Origin of the sequence: Streptomyces sp. HUAS CB01 (assembly GCF_030406905.1) — a bacterium.
Lineage (GTDB): Bacteria > Actinomycetota > Actinomycetes > Streptomycetales > Streptomycetaceae > Streptomyces > Streptomyces chengbuensis.
Window position 1 is genome coordinate 1,206,803 of sequence record NZ_CP129137.1, and the last position, 21,812, is coordinate 1,228,614.

At 72.7% G+C, this 21,812-nt stretch carries 17 protein-coding genes; 2 read left to right on the plus strand and 15 right to left on the minus strand.

Features of this window, described 5'->3' with window-relative positions:
• Nucleotides 1-41: 41 nt before the first annotated feature.
• Complete coding sequence (gene rpe / locus QRN89_RS05395) at nucleotides 42-725, minus strand: ribulose-phosphate 3-epimerase (RefSeq protein WP_290348207.1); 684 nt, start codon at nucleotides 723-725, stop codon at nucleotides 42-44.
• A gap of 339 nt (nucleotides 726-1,064) precedes the next feature.
• On the opposite strand from rpe, the gene QRN89_RS05400 reads away from it, so the two are divergent.
• A complete protein-coding gene (locus tag QRN89_RS05400) occupies nucleotides 1,065-2,990 on the plus strand; it encodes a glycoside hydrolase family 5 protein (protein WP_290348208.1) in 1,926 nt (641 codons plus the stop codon).
• 91 nt (nucleotides 2,991-3,081) lie between these two features.
• Here the strand turns inward: QRN89_RS05400 and QRN89_RS05405 are convergent, their stop codons facing one another.
• Together QRN89_RS05405 and fmt are read right to left on the minus strand one after the other, a co-directional pair.
• Complete coding sequence (locus QRN89_RS05405) at nucleotides 3,082-4,512, minus strand: RsmB/NOP family class I SAM-dependent RNA methyltransferase (protein WP_290348209.1); 1,431 nt, start codon at nucleotides 4,510-4,512, stop codon at nucleotides 3,082-3,084.
• Between the two features lie 264 nt (nucleotides 4,513-4,776).
• A complete protein-coding gene (gene fmt, locus QRN89_RS05410; RefSeq protein WP_290348210.1) occupies nucleotides 4,777-5,709 on the minus strand; it encodes a methionyl-tRNA formyltransferase in 933 nt (310 codons plus the stop codon).
• Nucleotides 5,710-5,930: 221 nt separating this feature from the next.
• Here fmt and QRN89_RS05415 point away from each other — a divergent pair, with 221 nt between their 5' ends.
• A complete protein-coding gene (locus QRN89_RS05415) occupies nucleotides 5,931-6,452 on the plus strand; it encodes a hypothetical protein (protein WP_290348211.1) in 522 nt (173 codons plus the stop codon).
• 154 nt (nucleotides 6,453-6,606) lie between these two features.
• On the opposite strand, the gene QRN89_RS05420 is transcribed toward QRN89_RS05415, so the two are convergent.
• The 12 genes from QRN89_RS05420 to QRN89_RS05475 form a co-directional block, all read right to left on the minus strand.
• Nucleotides 6,607-8,772, minus strand: coding sequence for a primosomal protein N' (locus tag QRN89_RS05420; protein WP_290348212.1), 2,166 nt, complete (start codon nucleotides 8,770-8,772; stop codon nucleotides 6,607-6,609).
• A gap of 129 nt (nucleotides 8,773-8,901) precedes the next feature.
• On the minus strand, nucleotides 8,902-10,125 hold the full coding sequence (gene metK / locus QRN89_RS05425) for a methionine adenosyltransferase (RefSeq protein WP_290348213.1): 1,224 nt from the start codon (nucleotides 10,123-10,125) through the stop codon (nucleotides 8,902-8,904).
• 341 nt (nucleotides 10,126-10,466) lie between these two features.
• Entirely contained in the window at nucleotides 10,467-11,669 is a 1,203-nt protein-coding gene (gene coaBC, locus QRN89_RS05430) for a bifunctional phosphopantothenoylcysteine decarboxylase/phosphopantothenate--cysteine ligase CoaBC (RefSeq protein ID WP_290348214.1), read from the minus strand.
• Between the two features lie 136 nt (nucleotides 11,670-11,805).
• Entirely contained in the window at nucleotides 11,806-12,078 is a 273-nt protein-coding gene (gene rpoZ, locus QRN89_RS05435; RefSeq protein WP_290348215.1) for a DNA-directed RNA polymerase subunit omega, read from the minus strand.
• Between the two features lie 40 nt (nucleotides 12,079-12,118).
• Entirely contained in the window at nucleotides 12,119-12,682 is a 564-nt protein-coding gene (gene gmk / locus QRN89_RS05440; RefSeq protein WP_290348216.1) for a guanylate kinase, read from the minus strand.
• 38 nt (nucleotides 12,683-12,720) lie between these two features.
• Nucleotides 12,721-13,044, minus strand: coding sequence for an integration host factor (locus QRN89_RS05445; RefSeq protein ID WP_093658266.1), 324 nt, complete (start codon nucleotides 13,042-13,044; stop codon nucleotides 12,721-12,723).
• A 403-nt stretch (nucleotides 13,045-13,447) separates the two neighbouring features.
• Nucleotides 13,448-14,290, minus strand: coding sequence for an orotidine-5'-phosphate decarboxylase (gene pyrF, locus QRN89_RS05450; RefSeq protein ID WP_290348217.1), 843 nt, complete (start codon nucleotides 14,288-14,290; stop codon nucleotides 13,448-13,450).
• Nucleotides 14,287-15,399, minus strand: a complete 1,113-nt coding sequence (locus tag QRN89_RS05455) for a quinone-dependent dihydroorotate dehydrogenase (RefSeq protein WP_290348218.1) — start codon at nucleotides 15,397-15,399, stop codon at nucleotides 14,287-14,289. Before QRN89_RS05455 ends, pyrF begins: the two co-directional genes overlap by 4 nt.
• An 84-nt stretch (nucleotides 15,400-15,483) precedes the next feature.
• Nucleotides 15,484-18,792: a carbamoyl-phosphate synthase large subunit gene (gene carB / locus QRN89_RS05460; protein WP_290348219.1), complete on the minus strand. Its 3,309-nt coding sequence runs from the start codon at nucleotides 18,790-18,792 to the stop codon at nucleotides 15,484-15,486.
• Complete coding sequence (gene carA / locus QRN89_RS05465; RefSeq protein ID WP_290348220.1) at nucleotides 18,785-19,951, minus strand: glutamine-hydrolyzing carbamoyl-phosphate synthase small subunit; 1,167 nt, start codon at nucleotides 19,949-19,951, stop codon at nucleotides 18,785-18,787. Before carA ends, carB begins: the two co-directional genes overlap by 8 nt.
• Nucleotides 19,948-20,529: a PH-like domain-containing protein gene (locus QRN89_RS05470; RefSeq protein WP_290348221.1), complete on the minus strand. Its 582-nt coding sequence runs from the start codon at nucleotides 20,527-20,529 to the stop codon at nucleotides 19,948-19,950. Before QRN89_RS05470 ends, carA begins: the two co-directional genes overlap by 4 nt.
• A complete protein-coding gene (locus QRN89_RS05475) occupies nucleotides 20,526-21,812 on the minus strand; it encodes a dihydroorotase (RefSeq protein ID WP_290348222.1) in 1,287 nt (428 codons plus the stop codon). Before QRN89_RS05475 ends, QRN89_RS05470 begins: the two co-directional genes overlap by 4 nt.

Here is a 21,812-nt window from a genome sequence, read left to right on the forward strand (position 1 = left end):
TGTTGATCAGCCCGGTAGGGCCCCGTTCACCGAGCTGTGGCTCAGTGGTTGCACGCCCAGGGTGCCGACGCGATCGTCCGGTCGGCCTGCTCTCGCAGCGACCGGACGGCCTGAGCCGGGTCCTCGGCTCCGTAGACGGCGGATCCGGCGACGAACACGTCGGCGCCCGCCTCCGCGCACCGCTCGATCGTGGCGTCGGAGACCCCGCCGTCGACCTGGAGCCACAGCTCCAGGCCGTGCTTGTTGATGAGCTCCCTGGTGCGGCGGATCTTCGGGAGCATGATGTCGAGGAAGGCCTGGCCGCCGAAGCCGGGTTCCACGGTCATGACCAGCAGCATGTCGAGCTCGGGGAGCAGGTCCTCGTACGGCTCGATGGGTGTGGCGGGCTTGAGCGCCATGGAGGCGCGCGCACCCTTGGCCCGGATCTCCCGCGCCAGCCGCACCGGCGCCGCGGCGGCCTCCACGTGGAAGGTGACGGACCCGGCACCGGCCTCGACGTACTGCGGGGCCCAGCGGTCCGGGTTCTCGATCATGAGATGGCAGTCCAGCGGGGTGTCCGTCGCCCGGCTCACCGACTCGACGACCGGAACGCCCAGCGTCAGATTGGGCACGAAGTGGTTGTCCATGACATCGACGTGGAGCCAGTCGGCGCCTTCGACCGCCTGCGCCTCCTCGGCGAGTCGGGCGAAGTCGGCGGACAGGATGCTGGGGTTGATCTGGGCCATGTGCCAAGACTGCCATGCTCCGGAGCACTTCCTGGCCTCGGAACGGACGGAAGACGTCCTTTCCGCGGTACCGCCGGCCGCGCGGGGCGCCCCAGTCACCATGATTCCGGCATTCCGCATCGTCCGGCCGCCCTCGCGCGGGCTTCGGGCAGGGACGCCCGGAAGCCGGGCCGTGCGCAAGAAGGGTGTGCCGTGCGGAGGGGTACGGAACCGGCCTCGCCCCGCCGCGGCGCACTGGTCAACCCCACCGGGCGCCCGACATCATGTCGCATACATGCCAATCACACGCTCGATGGCCGACCGTGCTCGACGGGGGTGCAGGTGTTCACGAACAGATCCTTGCTCAGACCGGTGTCGGCCGTGGCACTGCTCTGCACCCTGGCGACCCTCCCCCTCGCGTCCCCGGCCGCGGCCGGGCGGGGGCCCGCCCCCACCGCGGGCGCCGCGGGCGTCGCCACGGTCCGGTCGGCACCGGAGTGGACCCCGCCACTGAGCACCCGGGGCCGGTACGTCGTCGACGCCGACGGCGACCGCTTCAAGCTGAAGTCGGGCAACTGGCACGGTGCCAGCGGCACCTGGACCGGTTCGGGGAGCCCCGACGACCCGGCGAACAACCACGCCGGGGAGAAGTCGGACCGGATGCCGCTGGGCCTGGACCGCGCTCCGATGTCCGAGATCGTCGCCGGTTTCCGGGAACTCGGGCTCAACAGCGTCCGGCTGCCGTTCTCCAACGAGATGGTCCACGACACGCGCCCGGTCGCGGACGCCTCCGTGGCCGCCAACCCCTCGCTGAAGGGGACGACGCCTCTCCAGGTCTACGACGCGGCCGTCCGGGCCCTGACGGACGCCGGACTCGCGGTGATCCTCAACAACCACACCAACACCACACGCTGGTGCTGCGGTGTCGACGGCAACGAGCGGTGGAACGCGTCCCAGAGCGCCGCGACCTGGGAGAACGACTGGCTGTTCATGGTCCGCCGCTACCGCGACAACCCCCGCGTCGTCGGCGCCGATCTCTACAACGAGGTGCGCCGTTCCGTCCTCGACGACCCCAACTGGGGCCGCGGGGACCGGCACGACTGGTTCGCCGCCTCCCAGCGCCTCGGGGACCGGATCCTCCAGGAGGCCGACCCGGACCTGCTGGTGATCGTCGAGGGGATCAACTGGACCGGGATCCCCGTGGACGGACTCCCCCACGAGCGGCCCACTCTCGAGCCCGTCCAGCGGCTCTCGCACACCCTGGTGCGGTCCGGCAAGCTCGTGTACTCGGCCCACTTCTACGACTACACGGGACCGAACCACAGCGGAGCCACGGGACCGGGAGAGACGTCCGACCCCCGCTACCGCGACTTCGGCCGGGCCGAACTGTACGAGGTGCTGCGCCGGCAGGCCTTCCACGTCGCCTCGCAGCCGGACCGCCACTTCACCGCGCCGGTGTGGATCAGCGAGTTCGGCGTGGGAGGCCGCCAGGAGACCGGGGCGAAGCAGCGGGCCTGGTTCCACCACTTCGTCGACTTCCTCGTCGAGATGGACGCCGACTTCGCCTACTGGCCGCTCGTCGGCTGGCACGAGGACCGGAAGGGCAACGGCTGGGCGCTGCTGCACTGGGATTCGGCGGGACGGCGGGCGGGCCTCTTCGACGGGGACGACTGGCGCGCCGAGCCCTGGGAACGTCTCGTCGAGGCGCAGGGCAGGACCGGCGAGGTCCCCCCGGCGGACCGCTGGTCGATGCTCAGCCCCGACCACGGCGACTTCGTCCAGTCGCTGCGCCTGCGCGCGCTGCCGGACTGGGATCCCGGAGCGAGGAAGGCGGCGTGCCCGGACGACCAGCGGCTGGTCGGGCTGAGCCACACCGGGAACCGCGGGCTGTGCTCCGACGCGGGGGCCCGCGGTCTCCGCGCGTCGGGCGGCGCCCATGAGGTCGTCCGCGACGAGCGGTACGTCGAACCCGGCCGCGACTGGGCTGCCGGGTACACCAAGCTCCAGTGCCCGCCGCGGTACGTCCTGGCCGGCTACAGCGTGCGCGGGGCCGCGGTCTCGGCCGCCCTGTGCGTCGAGGCGGGCACGGCCCTGGGCACGGCGGGCCGGACGGTGTGGTTCGACCGCTCCGACAACCGCCCGCCGGGGGCCGGCGGGGGCGACTTCGCGCACGGCCACCACAAGGGCCAGTGCGCGACCGACGAGTACGCGGCCGGTGTCGCGTACACCGGCCGCCTGGGCTCGTCGCGCACCCCGGACGCGCTGCTCTGCCGCGCACTGCGCTGAGCCGGCTGCCGCCCGGGCACGCGCTTCCCGTCCGCCACCGCGGCGGCCCTCCGCGAGGGCGGAGACCGCCGCTGCGGCGGCCGGCCGGGCGTCAGGCCGTACGGCGCAGCAGTGCCAGGTACATCGCGTCCGTGCCGTGGAGATGCGGCCACAGCTGGACGTCCGGTCCGTCGCCCAGGGCCGGTACGCCGGGCATCAGCGGGCGGGCGTCGATCCACTCGGCACGGACGGTCCCGCCGTGCGCCTCGAGGACGTCGTCGACGACGGCACGGGTCTCCGCGAGATGCGGCGAGCACGTGGCGTACCCGACCACCCCGCCGACCCGGACCGACTCCAGCGCCTCACGGAGCAGGGACCGCTGGAGGGGGCCGAAGCCGTCCAGGTCCTCGGGGCGGCGGCGCCAGCGGGCCTCGGGCCGGCGGCGGAGCGCGCCCAGACCCGAGCACGGCACGTCGACGAGGACGCGGTCGAAGGTGCCCGGTCGCCAGGCCGGGCGCGTGCCGTCGGCGGTCACGACCTGGTACGGGCCGGGGTTTCCGGCCAGGGCGCGCTCGACGAGCCGCGCCCGGTGCGGTTGCTTCTCGGCGGCGACCAGGGCCGCCCCGCGCTCGGCCGCCAGGGCGCCCAGCAGGGCCGCCTTGCCGCCGGGTCCCGCGCAGCCGTCGAGCCAGCGCTCGTCCCGGCCGTCCAGCGGCGCACCGGCGAGCGCGAGCGCGACGAGCTGACTGCCCTCGTCCTGCACCCCGGCGCGTCCCTCCCGCACGGGGGCGAGGGCGCCCGGTTCACCGCCCTCGGCGAGCCGTACGGCGTACGGCGACCAGCGTCCGGGCAGCCCGCCCTCCTCGCCGAGCAGATCGAGCAGTTCGCCGGCGCTCGACCGGCCCGGCCTGGCGACCAGCGTCACCTCCGGCCGCTCGTTGTCGGCCTCCAGCAGGTCCTCGATGCCGGCACGGCCGCCGCCCAGGGCGTCCCACAGGGCCGAGACGACCCACCGCGGGTGGGAGTGGACGACGGCGAGATGGTCCTCGGGGTCCTCGTCGTAGGACGGAGCGACCCGGTCCAGCCACCCGTCCAGGTCGTGCTGCGAGACGCGGCGCAGCACGGCGTTCACGAACTTCGCCCGGCCGTCGCCGAGGACGACCCGGGCCAGCTCGACGCTCGCCGACACCGCGGCGTGCGTCGGGATGCGCGTGCCGAGCAGTTGGTGCGCGCCGAGCGACAGTACGTCGAGGACGGGCGGGTCGACCTCGCGCAGCGGCCGGTCGACGCACTCGGCGATGATCGCGTCGTAGGTGCCCTGGCGGCGCAGCGTGCCGTACACCAGCTCCGTGGCGAGCGCGGCGTCGCGGCTGTCGAAGTCGTCCTGCTCACGGGCCCTGCGCAGCAGCGGTGGCAGGACGAGGTTGGCGTACGCGTCGCGTTCGTCCACGGCCCGCAGTGCGTCGAAGGCGAGGATCCGGACGGGGTCCTTCTTCGGAGGGCGGTAGGGCTGGGCGGGACGACGACGGCTCTGCTGACTCAAAGGTGCTCCGCGATTCTGAAGGGTCGAACCCCTTCAGCCTACGTCGGCCGGCCGACGCACCTGCCCGTCCCCCGACGCCCTGCCCCGGCACCGGGCCGTGTCTGACACACGGCGCCGTCCGCCCGCAGGGCGGGGCTCACGGCGTCCGTTGCGTGCGATCGCACGACGGAGGATCCTCGTACTGGACGTACCTGGATGACTCCGACAACGCCGCGAGCGTGCGTGCCAGGCGTCGCGGGCCAGGCGGGACTGTCACCACACGCCCTAGGAGCCGAGGGTCTCCCCCGGGGCGATCCGCACACCGCGGGCCCAGTCGGCGGCCCGCATCGGCTTCTTGCCCTGTGGCTGGACCCAGTGCAGTTCGACGGCGTGCGAACCGGTCCCGGCGTGCACATGGTTCTTGCCGACCGACAGCTCACCGGGTGCCAGCTCCGTGCGGTCCGGCAGCGGCTGGACGTTGATCAGCTTGAGCCGCTCGCCGCGGAAGAGCGTCCACGCGCCGGGCGCGGGGGTGCAGCCGCGGACCAGGCGGTCGACGCGGAGGGCGGGCGTGTGCCAGTCGACGTGCGCATCCTCGACGGTGATCTTCGGCGCCATGGTGACCCCGTCGGCCGGCTGCGGCACGGCCTCGAGGGTGCCGTCCTCGATGCCGTCCATGGTCGCGGCCAGCAGCCCGGCCCCCGCGAAGGCGAGCCGGGTGAGCAGGTCGCCGCTGGTGTCGGTCGGCCGCACGTGCTCGGTGATCACGCCGTACACCGGGCCCGAGTCCAGCCCCTCCTCGATCTGGAACGTGGAGGCGCCGGTCATCTCGTCGCCCGCGAGGATCGCGTGCTGCACCGGCGCGGCCCCGCGCCAGGCGGGCAGCAGCGAGAAGTGCAGATTGACCCAGCCGCGCGCCGGGACGTCCAGCGCCGCCTTGGGCAGCAGCGCGCCGTACGCGACCACGGGGCAGCAGTCCGGCGCGATCTCGCGCAGCCGGGCCAGGAAGTCCTCGTCGCGCGGTTTCGCGGGCTTGAGGACCTCGATGCCGGCCTCGTGCGCCCGCTGGGCTACCGGGCTGGCCACCAGACGGCGGCCGCGGCCCGCGGGGGCGTCCGGACGGGTGACGACCGCGGCGACCTCGTGCCGGCCGGAGGCGATCAGGGCGTCCAGGGCGGGTACGGCGACCTCGGGGGTGCCTGCGAAGACAAGTTTCACTGGTAATACCTCGCTCTGTGTGCCGGGGTGATCGCGCGACGCACCAGTCTATTTGGCCGCACCGACAGGGGGCGCGCGGACTGCCGCGCGCCCCGCGCATGTGCGCTCGCACCTCCGCAGCGTGACCAGAACGCCTGGTGGCGCGTTGTCAAGAGAGATTGACCGAAGCGGGCCGCCGGTGCGGCCCGACCCTTTGCAACGCCGGTTCGAGAGGCTTGTTCATGGCCGACCACGCAACCCACGACGCCCAAGCCCGGGCGAGTCTGCACCTGTTGGTGCGGGACATCGAGCGGGTCCGCCGGCAGGTGGACGCTCTGCGCACGCTCACGGCCCAGTTGGGGAATGTCTACCGTCCTCGTCGCTCGGGCCCGTCCACGGGCTTCGTCGTCTACGGCCGGGCTCCCGCCCCGACCGTCCGTCTGGCCCAGGAACTGCGGGACAGCGTCGAGACGTTGGTGACCGCCGCGGTCGACTTCGACCGCTCGCTGGGCTTCTCGTGGGACGCGGTGGGCTCGGCGCTCGGCGTCACCAAGCAGGCGGTGCACCGCCGTTACGGTTCACGGCGGACGACTCCGCAGCCCACCGCCGTGCCGACGGAGCCGGAGCCGGGGACGACCCGCACGCTGCCCGTCGCCCCGGCGGTTCCGGCGGCACGCTCCATGCCGCCGCAGCCGGGACCGGGTGCCCACCCGCTCCGCGAGGAGGTCCGCCCGAGCGCCTTCCCCGGCCCGCGCAACGGCTGACCCCTCTCCCGAACGCCCCGGCGCACCCTCACGGGCGCCGGGGCGGCGCCGTGCGGAGGGCCGGCCGACGGTGCACGCGGGCACGGCACCCGACGCACGCCCGGCGCGCCGGTCCTCCAGGACCGGCGCGACGCAGGGCGGCCCCGGTCGCCCGTCAGCCGATGTCCGGCGGATCCACCCGGATCCGAACCGGCTCGCCCCCACCCCGCGCGAGCCGCGCGGCCTGGGCGGACTTCAGCGCGGCGGCGAGCGCCGCGCCGCTGCCGGGCGGTACGCGGAGCAGGGCGCGCTCCCACTGCTCCCCCGGCCCGAGCCCTCCCTGGGTGGGAGGTGGCTCGCCCGGTCGCCGCGGCCGTCCCGGGGGCGGCGGGGGAAGGGGCACCGGCCCCAGCACCTCCGCGTCGTCGGGCAGGGACGTGGCCGCCAGGAAGCCCGTCACCGCCTCCGCGCGCCCGGTCACCGACGCCATCCGCGACACGGGCGGGAAGCCCAGCTCGGCGCGCTCGGCCAGCTCGCGCTGGGCGTGGCCGACAGGGTCCCACCGCACCAGGGCCTGGACGGGGCGCAACGTCGGCTCGGCGACCACGACGACCGTGCCGCCCTCCGCCTGGCCCCGTACCAGCGAGGCAGCCGCCGTCCAGCGGCGCAGCGCCTCCTCCCCCGCCCGCAGGTCGGGCCGCCCGAGCATGGCCCACCCGTCGAGCAGCAGCGCGGCCGCGTAGCCGCCCTCGGCGACCGGCTCCGCGCCCGGCGTGCTGACCACCAGCGCCGGCCGGCCGGGCACGGAGTCCAGCACGTGGTCCCGCCCCGACGTCCGGACGGGCACCGCGGGGAACGCCCTCCCCAGTTCCTCCGCCGTGCGCCGGGCCCCCACTATGCGGGCGCGCAGCCGGGCTCCGCCGCACACGGCGCAGTGCCAGCCGGTGGCGTCCCGACCGCACCAGCCGCAGCTGAGGTCCTGCTCCCGCGGGGCCTCCAGCGGGCCCGAGCAGTGCCCGCAGCGGGCGGGCTCACGGCAGCGTTCGCAGGCCAGCCTCGGCACATAGCCGCGACGGGGCACCTGGACCAGCACCGGTCCGTGGCGCAGACCGTCCCGCACGGTCTGCCAGGCCAGCGACGGCAGCCTGGCGGCCCGTGCCGCCTCGTCGCGCGCGAGTTCGCCGTCACCGACCGTGCGGATCAGCGGCGCGGCACGGCGCACCTGTTCCCGGTCCGCCACCAGCGGCCGTGCCCAGCCGGTCTCGACGAGCTGGGCGGCCTCGACCGTGCAGCTCACGCTGCCCAGCAGGAATCCGCAGCGCTCGTGCGCGGCACGCAGCAGCAGGACCTCGCGCGCATGCGGCTGCGGCGCGTGCTGCTCGCTGTGGCTGGAGTCGCCGTCGTCCCATATCGCGACCAGCCCGAGGTCCCGGACGGGCGCGAACATCGCCGCCCGCGTCCCGACCACCGCCCGCACCGAGCCCCGCCGCACGGAGAGCCACTGCGCGTACCGCTTCTCCGGGCCGGCTTCCGCGGTGAGCACGGCATGGTGTCCCTCGCCGAGCAGTGCGGTCAGGGCCGCGTCCACCCGTGCCGCGGCGCGCCCGTCCGGGACGACCAGCAGCGCGCCCCGGCCGGACGCGAGGGTCGCCGCGACGGCCGCCGCGAGTTCGTCGGCCCAGTGCGGGCCGGGGAGCGCCGTCCACACGGCCCGCGGAGCGCCCCCGCCCGCCAGGGCTTGCAGAAAGGCCGGGCCCTGCTCGTACCGGGCCCAGGTGCCCGGCTCCGGCGTCGGCGGGGGTGGCTGCGGAGGCGGCGACGGCCGGGACTCGGCGCGTGCGCTCCTGGGCGGCACGGCGAGCTGCAGCACGTCGGCGAGGCTGCCCGCGTACCGGTCCGCGACCGCTCTGGCCAGGGCGAGCAGACCGGGGCTGAGCACGGGTTCGGGCGACACCACGCCCGCGAGGGCGGCGAGCGGGCCCGAGTAGTCGGACTCCGCCCGTCGCTCGACGAGGAATCCGTCGATCAGCCGGCCGCCTTCGCGGCGGCCCTCGCGGACCTGGTGGGCCCCGGCGCCGAAGCGGACCCGGACCCGGACTCCGGGTTGCGCGGCCTCGTCCAGCTCCTCGGGCACCGCGTAGTCGAAGTACTGGTCGAGATGGAGCACGCCCTTGTTGACGACGACCCGGGCCACCGGGAGTTCCCCGGCCAGGGCCGCCCCTCGCCAGGTGCGCGGCTTGGCCCGCGGCTTCCTGGCCTGCCGTACGGTCTCCCGGATCAGCGCAAGCTGCTCCGGCGAACCGTCCGCGGTCCGCTCGGAGGCTTCGTCGTCGCTGCTCACAGCCACATTCCTACCAGACGGCACCGACAGCGCCCCGGCCCTCGCACCGTTCGCGGCCCGGTCCGGCGGGACGCGCGAGGGCCCCGGACCTGAGACAGGTCCGGGGCCCTCGCGCGTCAGCCGGTGCCGTCAGAGGCCCGCCGCCGCGCGCAGCGCGTCGACGCGGTCCGTGCGCTCCCAGGTGAAGTCGGGGAGGGCACGGCCGAAGTGGCCGTAGGCGGCGGTCTGGGAGTAGATCGGGCGGAGCAGGTCGAGGTCGCGGATGATCGCGGCCGGGCGGAGGTCGAAGACCTCGCCGATGGCGTGCTCGATCTTCTCCACGTCGACCGCGGCGGTGCCGAAGGTCTCGACGAACAGGCCCACCGGCTCGGCCTTGCCGATCGCGTACGCGACCTGGACCTCGCAGCGGGAGGCGAGTCCGGCGGCGACGACGTTCTTGGCGACCCAGCGCATCGCGTACGCGGCGGAGCGGTCGACCTTGGACGGGTCCTTGCCCGAGAAGGCACCGCCGCCGTGGCGGGCCATGCCGCCGTAGGTGTCGATGATGATCTTGCGGCCGGTGAGGCCGGCGTCGCCCATCGGGCCGCCGATCTCGAAGCGGCCGGTCGGGTTGACGAGCAGCCGGTAGCCGTCGGTGTCGAGCTTGATGCCGTCCTCGACGAGCTGCTTCAGCACGTGCTCGACGACGAACTCGCGGATGTCCGGCGCGAGCAGCGAGTCCAGGTCGATGTCGGACGCGTGCTGCGAGGACACGACGACCGTGTCGAGACGGACGGCCTTGTCGCCGTCGTACTCGATGGTGACCTGGGTCTTTCCGTCCGGGCGCAGGTACGGGATGGTCCCGTTCTTGCGGACCTCGGAGAGGCGGCGGGACAGCCGGTGCGCGAGGTAGATCGGCAGCGGCATCAGTTCGGGGGTCTCGTCGCAGGCGTACCCGAACATCAGGCCCTGGTCGCCGGCGCCCTGCTGGTCGAGCTCGTCCGTGTCCCTGCCGGCGGCGGCACCCTCGACCCGGCTCTCGTAGGCCGTGTCGACACCCTGGGCGATGTCGGGCGACTGGGAGCCGATGGAGACGGAGACACCGCAGGAGGCGCCGTCGAAGCCCTTCTTCGAGGAGTCGTAGCCGATCTCGAGGATCTTGTTGCGCACCAGCGTGGGGATGTCCGCCCACGCCTTGGTGGTCACCTCGCCCGCGACGTGCACCAGGCCGGTGGTGATCAAGGTCTCCACGGCGACGCGGGACGAGGGGTCCTCGCGGAGCAGTGCGTCGAGAATGGTGTCGCTGATCTGGTCAGCGATCTTGTCGGGGTGACCTTCGGTCACGGACTCCGAAGTGAACAGGCGACGGGACACAACGCTCCCTGGGGTTGCAGCGGCTGCTGGCTGATCAATGGTGGACCGGCCGGGGGGCTGCGCCCCGCGTCGTTCCGAGGGACAGTTTATCGGGCACTCCCGGCGGCCGGACCAGCGTCTCGCACCCTGGGCGGCCGACCGTGGGCCGAATCACCCGTCACCAGGGCGCGAGCGGCGGCGGCGCGCGCCCGGAAGGGAGGGTTTCACCGGATTTGGCGTGGCCTTCGCGAAGGATGAGAAATTCATCCCGGATTCACCCGTGTCCGGCGTGTCCACCGGCCGGAACCCGTGGAGTGAGCGCTTCGTCACACCCCGCCACCGGGCGTGCCGCGCGGGCCGCGTCACACCAGCCGGGCCCCGACCAGGTCCCAGACCGTGTCCGCGAGGGCCTCCTTGGGGCCGAACGGAACCGGCGTCTCACCGCCGTCCGCGGCCAGGACCACCGCCTCGTTCTCCTCGGAGCCGAAGGTCCTGCGCTCTCCCACCTCGTTGACGACCAGCAGGTCGCAGCCCTTGCGGCGGAGCTTCTCACGGCCGTTGGCGAGCACGTCGTCGGTCTCGGCGGCGAAGCCCACCACCAACTGCCCGAGGCGGGCCCGCTCGGCGGAGATCTCGGCGAGGATGTCGGGGTTGCGCACCAGGGTGATCGGCGCCGGCTCCTGGCCGTCCTTCTTCTTGATCTTGCCCTCGGCGTACACCGCCGGGCGGAAGTCGGCGACGGCGGCGGCCATCACGACAACGTCGGCGTCGGCGGCGGCCTTGAGCACGGCCTCGCGCAGCTGCACCGCCGTGCCGACGTGGACCACGTCGACGCCGGCCGGGTCGGCCATGCCGGTGTTGGCCTCGATCAGCGTCACCCGGGCACCGCGGGCGGCGGCCGTGCGGGCCAGCGCGTAGCCCTGCTTGCCGGAGGAGCGATTGCCCAGGTACCGGACCGGGTCGAGTGGCTCACGGGTCCCGCCGGCGCTGACCACCACATGGCGGCCGGCGAGGTCGGGAGCCGTCGCGCCGCGGGCGAGCACCCTGCGGCAGACCTCGAAGATCTCGCCGGGCTCGGGCAGCCGGCCCTTGCCCGTGTCGACACCGGTGAGCCGGCCGACGGCGGGGGCGATGACGACCGCGCCGCGGCGGCGCAGCGTCGCCACGTTCTCGCGGGTGGCGGGGTGCTCCCACATCTCGGTGTGCATCGCGGGCGCGAAGACGACCGGACAGCGGGCGGTGAGCAGGGTGTTCGTCAGCAGGTCGTCGGCGAGGCCGTGGGCGGCCTTTGCGAGCATGTCCGCGGTCGCGGGGGCGACCACGACGAGGTCGGCGCCCTGCCCGATCCGTACGTGCGGGACCTCGTGGACGTCCGACCAGACCTCGGTGGAGACCGGGTGCCCCGAGAGGGCCGACCAGGTCGCGGCGCCGACGAACTGGAGCGCGGAGGCAGTGGGCACGACCCGGACGTCGTGTCCGGACTCGGTCAACCGGCGCAGCAGCTCGCACGCCTTGTAGGCGGCGATGCCGCCGCTGACACCCAGAACGACCTTCGGCTTGTCCACTGCGTCTCCCGCTCCCCACCGATGGCGATACGTACCGCCTCTATGACACACCACAGGCCCGGCGGGTGCTCCGCCGGGCCTGTGGTGACAGTGCCGGTTGCTCCCGGGGACGGCTGCGGCCGGTCCCGGGCGGGTACTACTGGGCCGGACCCTCGACGGCCTCGGAGGTCAGCAGGCCCGCGTTGATCTCGCGCAGGGAGATCGAGAGGGGCTTCTCGTGCACGTGGGTGTCCACCAGCGGACCGACGTACTCGAGGAGACCCTCACCGAGCTGCGAGTAGTACGCGTTGATCTGACGCGCGCGCTTGGCCGCGTAGATCACCAGGCTGTACTTCGAGTCGGTTGCCTCGAGCAGCTCGTCGATCGGCGGGTTGATGATGCCCTCGGGCGCGGTCATGGAAGAGGACACGCTCTAGCCTTCCGAAGAAACTACGGGGAAATCAGAAAGATCAGACAACTTCCATCAAGGCTAGCAGCTCGCGCGCGACGTCCTCGACGGAGGTGTTGACCAGGGTGGTGTCGAACTCCGACTCCGCCGCCAGCTCGACCTTCGCGGCCTCGAGACGCCGCTCGATGACGTCGGGGGCCTCGGTGCCGCGGCCGGTGAGACGGCGGACGAGCTCGTCCCAGCTCGGCGGAGCCAGGAAGACCAGCTGCGAGGCCGGCATGGACTCCTTGACCTGACGGGCACCCTGGAGGTCGATCTCCAGGAGAACCGGCTCCCCGGCCTCCAGGCGCTCCTGGACCGCACGGCGCGGAGTGCCGTAGCGGTTGCCCGCGAACTCGGCCCATTCCAGCAGCTCGCCGTTGGCGACCAGCTTGTCGAACTCGTCGTCGCCGACGAAGAAGTACTGGACGCCGTGACGCTCGCCGGGGCGCGGCTTCCGGGTGGTGGCCGACACCGAGAGCCAGACCTCGGGGTGGACCTTGCGCATATGGGCGACGACCGTGCTCTTGCCGACCCCGGAAGGGCCGGAGAGCACGGTCAGCCGCGGACGTGCCTCTGCTGCCATGCAGCGATTATCCAGGTTCTCGGGAGTGCCCGGGAACGTCAGGCGGCGCCGCCGCCGAACTCGCGCTCGAGCGACGCGATCTGGTTCGAGCCGAGACCCCGCACACGGCGGCTCTCGGAGATGCCCAGTCGCTCCATGATCTGCTTGGCACGGACCTTGCCGACGCCGGGGAGCGACTCGAGCAGGGCGGAGACCTTCATCTTGCCGATGACGTTGTTCTCCTGGCCCTGCTTGATGACCTCGTGGAGGGAGGCGCCGGAGTGCTTGAGTCGATTCTTGACCTCGGCCCGCTCCCGGCGAGCCGCGGCGGCCTTTTCGAGCGCGGCTGCGCGCTGTTCAGGGGTAAGGGGCGGAAGAGCCACGCCTACGTCACCTCGGATGTCGAACTGTCGGATACGGACCGGTGAGGAACCTAGTCGGCCCACACCAGGCGAGCAACGAACAACGCAGTGACGTTGCTTCGCTGACTCTCGACGGAGACTAGCGGCCGAGACCGCTCCAGTCAGCGAGAACAGCGGAAAAGTCCTGGTCAGCATCGGCCGACCTGGATATTCCAGACATACTGACCCGCTTTCTGTCAAGAAAACGACGGTCGAAGGCGCAGATGAGGGCCCTGCCGAGCGGCTCGGCAGGGCCCTCGGAGGGCCGGGCTGCGCGCCGGCGGGCCCGTCCGGACCCCGTGAAGGACCCCGTGAAGGACCTCGCGACGGACCGGGAACGGACCCCGGAACAGGCCGGGAGCCTGCCCGGGGCCCCTCGCGGCCGTCACGCGCCGGCGACCGCCACGCGGATCTCGTCGGCGAAGCGCTCCGCGGCCTCGCGCAGGCCGGCCGGGTCCGGGCCGTGGCGCAGGACGCCGCGGCTCACGCTGGGCACGACGTTGCGCACGGCGGACCCGAACACGCGGGGCAGGTCCGCCGGGGTCGCGCCCTGGGCGCCGATGCCCGGCGCGAGGAGCGGGCCGTTGATGTCCAGGTCCACGCCCGCGTCGCCGAGCGTGGCGCCGACCACCGCGCCGACCGGGCCCATCGGGTCCGCCCCGGCGTTCTCGTCGGCCATGTGGTTCAGCATGAGCTGGGCCAGCGAACCGCCGCGGGACGCCGTGGCCCGCTGGACCTCGGCGCCCTCCGGGTTCGAGGTGAGCGCGAGGACGAAGACCCCGCAGCCGCTGAGGACGGCCTGGTCGAGCGCCGGGCGCAGCGATCCGAAGCCGAGGTACGGCGAGACCGTCACGGCGTCGGAGAACAGCGGCGAGTCCTTGCGCAGGAACGCCTCCGCGTAGGCACCCATGGTGGAGCCGATGTCGCCGCGCTTGGCGTCCATGAGGACCAGCGCGCCGGCGGCCCGGGACTCCTCGACGGCCTTCTCCAGCACCGCGATGCCGCGCGAGCCGAAGCGCTCGAAGAACGCGGACTGCGGCTTGAGGACGGCGACCCGGTCGGCGAGCGCCTCGACGACCGTGCGGGTGAACCGCTCCAGGCCGTTGACGTCGTCGTTCAGTCCCCACGCGGTGAGCAGCGAGGCGTGCGGATCGATCCCGACGCACAGCGGCCCGCGGGTGTCCATGGCGTGGCGCAGCCGGGCGCCGAAGGGTTCCAGGGGGGTCATGCGGTCGCTGCCTTCCGGGTCTCGGCGCCGACGGCCTCGGCGAGGGTGGCGTACGGGCTCGCGGCCAGCCGTGCGGCCAGGCCCTTGTGGACGGCCCGGGCGTAGAACGGGCCCTCGTAGACGAAGGCGCTGTAGCCCTGGACGAGGGTGGCGCCGGCCAGGATCCGCTGCCAGGCGTCCTCGGCGTTCTCGATGCCGCCCACGCCGACCAGGGTGATGCGGTCGCCGACCCGCGCGTACAGGCGGCGGAGCACCGCCAGGGAGCGCTCCTTGACGGGGGCGCCGGAGAGTCCGCCGGTCTCCTTCACCAGGGCCGGGTCGGACTTCAGGCCGAGGCCGTCGCGGGCGATCGTGGTGTTGGTGGCGATGATCCCGTCCAGGCCCAGTTCGACGGCGAGGTCGGCGACGGCGTCCACGTCCTCGTCGGCGAGGTCCGGGGCGATCTTGACCAGGAGGGGGACGCGGCGGCCCGTGACCGTGCGGTCGGCGGCTTCGCGCACCGCGCTGAGCAGGGGGCGCAGGGCCTCCGTGGCCTGGAGGTTCCGCAGGCCGGGGGTGTTCGGGGAGCTGACGTTGACCACGAGGTAGTCCGCGTGGGCGGCGAGCCGCTCGGTGGAGGTCACGTAGTCGCCGACGGCCTCCTCCTCGGGGACGACCTTGGTCTTGCCGATGTTGACGCCGACGACCGTGCGGAAGATCTCCCGGCGGGCGGCGAGCCGGGCGGCGACGGCGGCCGAGCCGTCGTTGTTGAAGCCCATGCGGTTGATCAGCGCGCGGTCGGGCACGAGCCGGAAGAGCCGCTTCCGGGGATTGCCCGGCTGGGGCTGTGCCGTGACCGTGCCGATCTCGACGTGGTCGAACCCGAGCATGGACATGCCGTCGATGGCGACGGCGTTCTTGTCGAAGCCGGCGGCGAGGCCGAAGGGGCCGTGCATCCGCAGGCCGAGTGCCTCGGTGCGCAGTTCCTCGTAGCGGGGTGCGAGCGCGGCGGCGACGAAGGTGCGCAGCACGGGGACGCGCGCCGCGAGCCGGATCCACCGGAAGGCGAGGTGGTGGGCCTCCTCCGGGTCCATCCGCTTGAAGACCAGGTTGAAGAAGAACTTGTACATCTCAGTGGTGTCCTGTGTGTCCTCACGAAGACGGGTGTCCTCACGAAGAGGGGGACACCGGTTCGGTGTCCCCCTCGTGGGCTGCTAGTCGCGGGCCGCGATCAGCTGTTCCGCGTGTTCCTGGAGCGAACGGACGCCCACCCCGCCGAGGTTGAGCGCGTCGATGCCCTGGACCGCGGCGGCGAGCGCCTGGACCGTCGTCAGGCAGGGCACGCCGCGGGCCACGGCCGCGGTGCGGATGTCGTAGCCGTCGAGGCGGCCGCCCGTGCCGTACGGCGTGTTGACGATCAGGTCGACCTGCCCGTCGTGGATGAGCTGGACGATGGTCCTCTCACCGCCGGGGCCCTCGCCCTCGGACTGCTTGCGCACGACGGTCGCGTGGATGCCGTTGCGCTTGAGCACCTCGGCGGTGCCGGAGGTGGCGAGCAGTTCGAAACCGTGCGCGACGAGCTCGCGGGCCGGGAAGATCATCGAACGCTTGTCGCGGTTGGCGACGGAGATGAAGGCGCGGCCCTTGGTGGGCAGCGGTCCGTAGGCCCCGGCCTGCGACTTCGCGTACGCCGTGCCGAAGACGCTGTCGATGCCCATGACCTCGCCCGTGGAGCGCATCTCGGGACCGAGGATGGTGTCGACGCCGCGCCCGTGGATGTCGCGGAAGCGGCTCCACGGCATCACGGCCTCCTTGACGGAGATCGGGGCGTCCAGCGGGAGGGTGCCCCCGTCACCGTGGGCCGGCAGCAGGCCCTCCTCGCGCAGTTCGGCGACGGTGGCGCCCAGCGAGATCCGGGCGGCGGCCTTGGCCAGCGGCACGGCGGTCGCCTTCGAGGTGAACGGGACCGTGCGGGAGGCGCGCGGGTTGGCCTCCAGCACGTACAGGATGTCGCCGGCCATCGCGAACTGGATGTTGATCAGTCCGCGCACCCCGACACCGCGGGCGATGGCCTCGGTCGACGCCCGCAGACGCTTGACGTCGAAGCCGCCGAGGGTGATCGGGGGCAGGGCGCAGGCCGAGTCGCCGGAGTGGATGCCGGCTTCCTCGATGTGCTCCATGACACCGCCGAGGTACAGCTCGGAGCCGTCGTAGAGGGCGTCCACGTCGATCTCGATGGCGTCGTCGAGGAAGCGGTCGACCAGGACCGGCCGGTCGGGGCCGATCTCGGTGGACTCCGAGATGTACGCCTGGAGGCGGGTCTCGTCGTAGACGATCTCCATGCCGCGGCCGCCGAGCACGTACGACGGCCGGACGAGCACCGGGTAGCCGATCTCGTCGGCGATGGCCTTGGCCTCGGCGAAGGTGGTCGCGGTGCCGTGCTTGGGCGCCGGGAGGCCGGCGTCGGCGAGCACCCGGCCGAAGGCGCCGCGGTCCTCGGCGGCGTGGATGGCCTCGGGCGACGTGCCGACGATCGGGACGCCGTTGTCCTTGAGGGCCTGCGAGAGACCGAGCGGGGTCTGTCCGCCGAGCTGGACGACCACACCGGCGACCGGACCGGCCTGCTGCTCCGCGTGCACGATCTCCAGGACGTCCTCCAGGGTGAGCGGCTCGAAGTACAGCCGGTCGGAGGTGTCGTAGTCGGTGGAGACCGTCTCGGGGTTGCAGTTGACCATGACGGTCTCGTAGCCGGCGTCGTGGAGCGCGAAGGAGGCGTGGACGCAGGAGTAGTCGAACTCGATGCCCTGGCCGATGCGGTTCGGGCCGGAGCCCAGGATGATCACCGCGGGCTTCTCGCGCGGGGCGACCTCGGACTCCTCGTCGTAGGACGAGTAGAAGTACGGGGTCTTCGCGGCGAACTCGGCGGCGCAGGTGTCGACGGTCTTGTAGACCGGGCGGATGCCCAGCGCGTGGCGCACCTCGCGGACGACGTCCTCGCGCAGCCCGCGGATGCCGCCGATCTGGGCGTCCGAGAAGCCGTGGCGCTTCGCCTCGGCCAGCAGCCCGGGGTCGAGCTTCTCGGCGGCGGCCAGGTCGTCGGCGATCTCCTTGATCAGGAAGAGCTGGTCGACGAACCAGGGGTCGATCTTCGAGGCCTCGAAGACCTCCTGCGGAGTGGCCCCGGCGCGGATGGCCTCCATGACCGTGTTGATGCGGCCGTCGGTCGGGCGGCCCGCCTCGCGCAGCAGCTCGTCCTTGTCGCCGGGTTCGGTGACGAAGTCGAACTGGCTGCCCTTCTTCTCCAGGGAGCGCAGGGCCTTCTGCAGGGCCTCGGTGAAGTTGCGGCCGATGGCCATGGCCTCGCCCACGGACTTCATGGTCGTGGTGAGCGTGCTGTCCGCGGAGGGGAACTTCTCGAAGGCGAAGCGCGGGGCCTTGACGACCACGTAGTCGAGCGTCGGCTCGAAGGAGGCCGGCGTCTGCTCCGTGATGTCGTTGGGGATCTCGTCGAGGGTGTACCCGACGGCCAGCCGCGCCGCGATCTTCGCGATCGGGAATCCGGTGGCCTTGGAGGCCAGGGCGGAGGAGCGGGACACCCGCGGGTTCATCTCGATGACGATGACCCGGCCGTCCACGGGGTCGACGGCGAACTGGATGTTGCAGCCACCCGTGTCGACACCCACCTCGCGGATGACGGCGATGCCGATGTCCCGCAGGATCTGGTACTCGCGGTCGGTCAGCGTCATCGCGGGCGCGACCGTGATCGAGTCGCCCGTGTGCACGCCCATGGGGTCGAAGTTCTCGATGGAGCAGACGACCACGACGTTGTCGTTCTTGTCGCGCATCAGCTCCAGCTCGTACTCCTTCCAGCCGAGGATGGACTCCTCCAGGAGCACCTCGGTGGTGGGCGAGAGGGTCAGGCCCTGGCCGGCGATGCGGCGCAGCTCGTCCTCGTCGTGCGCGAAGCCGGAGCCCGCGCCGCCCATGGTGAAGGAGGGACGGACGACCACGGGGTAGCCGCCGAGGGTCTCGACGCCCTGGAGGACGTCGTCCATGGAGTGGCAGATCACGGAGCGGGCGGACTCGCCGTGGCCGATCTTGCGGTTGACGGCCTCGACGACCTCCTTGAAGAGGTCGCGGTCCTCGCCCTTGTTGATGGCCTCGACGTTGGCACCGATCAGCTCGACGCCGTACTTCTCCAGCGTCCCGGCCTCGTGGAGGGAGATCGCGGTGTTGAGCGCGGTCTGGCCGCCGAGGGTGGGCAGGAGCGCGTCGGGGCGCTCCTTGGCGATGATCTTCTCGACGAACTCCGGCGTGATCGGCTCCACGTACGTGGCGTCGGCGATCTCCGGGTCGGTCATGATCGTCGCCGGGTTGGAGTTCACCAGGACGACGCGCAGGCCCTCGGACTTGAGGACCCGGCAGGCCTGGGTGCCGGAGTAGTCGAACTCGGCTGCCTGACCGATGACGATCGGGCCGGAGCCGATGACCAGGACGGACTGGATATCGGTGCGCTTAGGCACGCTGGCCCTCCATCAGGGAGACGAAGCGGTCGAACAGGTACGCGGCATCGTGCGGGCCCGCGGCCGCTTCGGGGTGGTACTGGACGCTGAAGGCCGGCCGGTCGAGCAGCTGGAGGCCCTCCACCACGTCGTCGTTGAGGCAGACGTGGGAGACCTCGGCGCGGCCGTAGGGGGTCTCGGAGACCTTGTCGAGAGGGGCGTCCACGGCGAAGCCGTGGTTGTGCGCGGTGACCTCGACCTTGCCGGTCGTGCGGTCCTGCACGGGCTGGTTGATGCCGCGGTGGCCGTACTTGAGCTTGTACGTGCCGAAGCCGAGCGCGCGGCCCAGGATCTGGTTGCCGAAGCAGATGCCGAAGAGCGGGGTCCTGCGCTCCAGCACGCCCCGCATGACGGAGACGGCGTGGTCGGCGGTGGCCGGGTCACCGGGGCCGTTGGAGAAGAACACGCCGTCGGGGGCGACCGCGTACACGTCCTCGACCGTGGCGGTGGCGGGCAGTACGTGCACCTCGATGCCGCGTTCGGCCATGCGGTGCGGGGTCATGCCCTTGATGCCGAGGTCGACGGCGGCGACGGTGAACCTCGCCGTGCCGACCGGTACGGCTTCGCCGTCGGGTCCGAGCGCGGGGACGACGTACGCCTCCTTCGTGGCGACCTCCGCCGAGAGGTCGGCGCCCTTCATCTCCGGCGCCTGGCGGACCTCGGCGAGCATCGTGCCCTCGTCGGGCAGCGCGTTGCCGGAGAAGATGCCGACGCGCATCGCGCCGCGCTCCCGCAGATGGCGGGTGAGGGCGCGGGTGTCGACGCCGCTGATGCCGACCACGCCCTGGGCCGCGAGCTCCTCGTCGAGGGAGCGGCGGGAGCGCCAGTTGGAGGGGACGCGGGCGGGGTCGCGGACGACGTAGCCGGACACCCAGATGCGCGCCGACTCGGGGTCCTCGTCGTTGACGCCGGTGTTGCCGACGTGCGGGGCGGTCATCACGACGACCTGGCGGTGGTACGACGGGTCGGTGAGGGTCTCCTGGTAGCCGGTCATGCCGGTGGAGAACACCGCCTCGCCGAAGGTCACCCCCATGGCCCCGTAGGCGCGGCCGCGGAACGTGCGGCCGTCCTCCAGGACGAGTACGGCGGGAACTCGGGTTCCCCTGGTGGAGGTCGTCATCGTGCGGCGCCTTCCGTCGTGTCGTTCTTGGTCATGGAGTTGAGGGCCTCGACCCAGGCCGAGTGCCCGGCGGCACGGTCCGAGCGGAAGCCGGAGTCGATCAGCCGGTCGCCGTGCTCCCAGGTGACGACCAGCAGACCGCCCTCGGTGAGGACCTTCCCGGCGATGCCCTTGTCGAGGCGGGCCCCGCGCAGGGCCGCGGCCGGGATGAAGAAGTCGGCGGCGCCCGGGCGCACGACGTCGATCCCGGCGTCGCCGAGCGTCAGCTCGACGCGGCTGCGGTTGCCCAGACCGCGGGCCACGATCCGGTCGAGCCACTGCCCGGCGGTCGTGGAGCCGTGGTAGCGGCCGCTGAGCCGGAGCTTCGCCTCACCGGCGTCCTCGGGGGCGGTCGGGAGCTCGGGCAGGCCCGACTGGAGTTCGCCCCGCCACTTCCAGCCCTGGCGCATCAGCCAGTAGACGAGGGCGATGAAGAGCAGCAGTCCGGCGACCCAGCCGAGCCGTGCGGCCCAGTCGGTCACCTCCGCCGACTTCCGCTCGACCTCTTCGGCCGCCTGAATGATGAGTGGTGTCGTCACGCCAGCTTCCCGTCCATGAGCGTCGCGCGGCCCCGCAGAAACGTGTGGGTGACGCGCCCCGGCAGCTCACGGCCCTCGTAGGGGGTGTTGCGGCTGCGGGAGGCGAAGCCCGCGGGGTCCACGGTTCCACGGTATGCCGGATCGAGCAGGGTGAGGTTGGCGGGCTCACCTGCCGAGACGGGCCGGCCGTGGCCCTCCGCGCGGCCGATCCGGGCGGGCTTGAACGACATCCGGTCGGCGACGCCCTCCCAGGTCAGCAGCCCGGTGTCGACCATCGTGTGCTGGACGACGGAGAGCGCGGTCTCGAGGCCGACCATGCCCATCGCGGCCGCGGCCCACTCGCAGTCCTTGTCCTCGTGCGGGTGCGGGGCGTGGTCCGTGGCGACGATGTCGATCGTGCCGTCGGCCAGGGCCTCGCGCAGCGCCATCACGTCCCGCTCGGTGCGCAGGGGCGGGTTGACCTTGTAGACCGGGTTGTACGTGCGGACCAGCTCGTCGGTGAGGAGCAGGTGGTGCGGGGTGACCTCGGCGGTGACGTCGATGCCGCGGGACTTGGCCCAGCGGACGATCGCGACGGAACCGGCGGTCGACAGATGGCAGATGTGGACGCGGGAGCCGACGTGCTCGGCCAGCAGCACGTCCCGGGCGATGATCGACTCCTCGGCGACGGCCGGCCAGCCGCCCAGGCCCAGCTCGGCGGAGACGACGCCCTCGTTCATCTGGGCGCCCTCGGTGAGCCGCGGCTCCTGGGCGTGCTGGGCGACGACGCCGCCGAAGGCCTTCACGTACTCCAGGGCCCGGCGCATGATCACGGCGTCGTCGACGCACTTGCCGTCGTCGGAGAAGACGGTGACGGCGGCGGCGGAGTCGTGCATGGCGCCGAGTTCGGCGAGCTTCTTGCCCTCCAGGCCGACGGTGACGGCGCCGATGGGCTGGACGTCGCAGTAGCCGTGCTCCTTGCCGAGCCGCCACACCTGCTCGACGACGCCCGCGGTGTCGGCGACGGGGAAGGTGTTGGCCATGGCGAACACGGCCGTGAAGCCGCCGCTCGCGGCCGCGCGGGTGCCGGTGAGGACGGTCTCGGAGTCCTCACGGCCGGGCTCGCGCAGATGGGTGTGGAGATCGACCAGGCCTGGCAGCAGGATCCTGCCCTCGGCCTCGACGACGGTGGCGTCGCCGGCCGCGATCCCGGTGCCGACCTCGGCGATGGTCTCGCCGTCGATCAGGACGTCCTGCGCCTCGCCGCCGAGCACCTTCGCGCCACGGATAAGGATCTTGCTCAT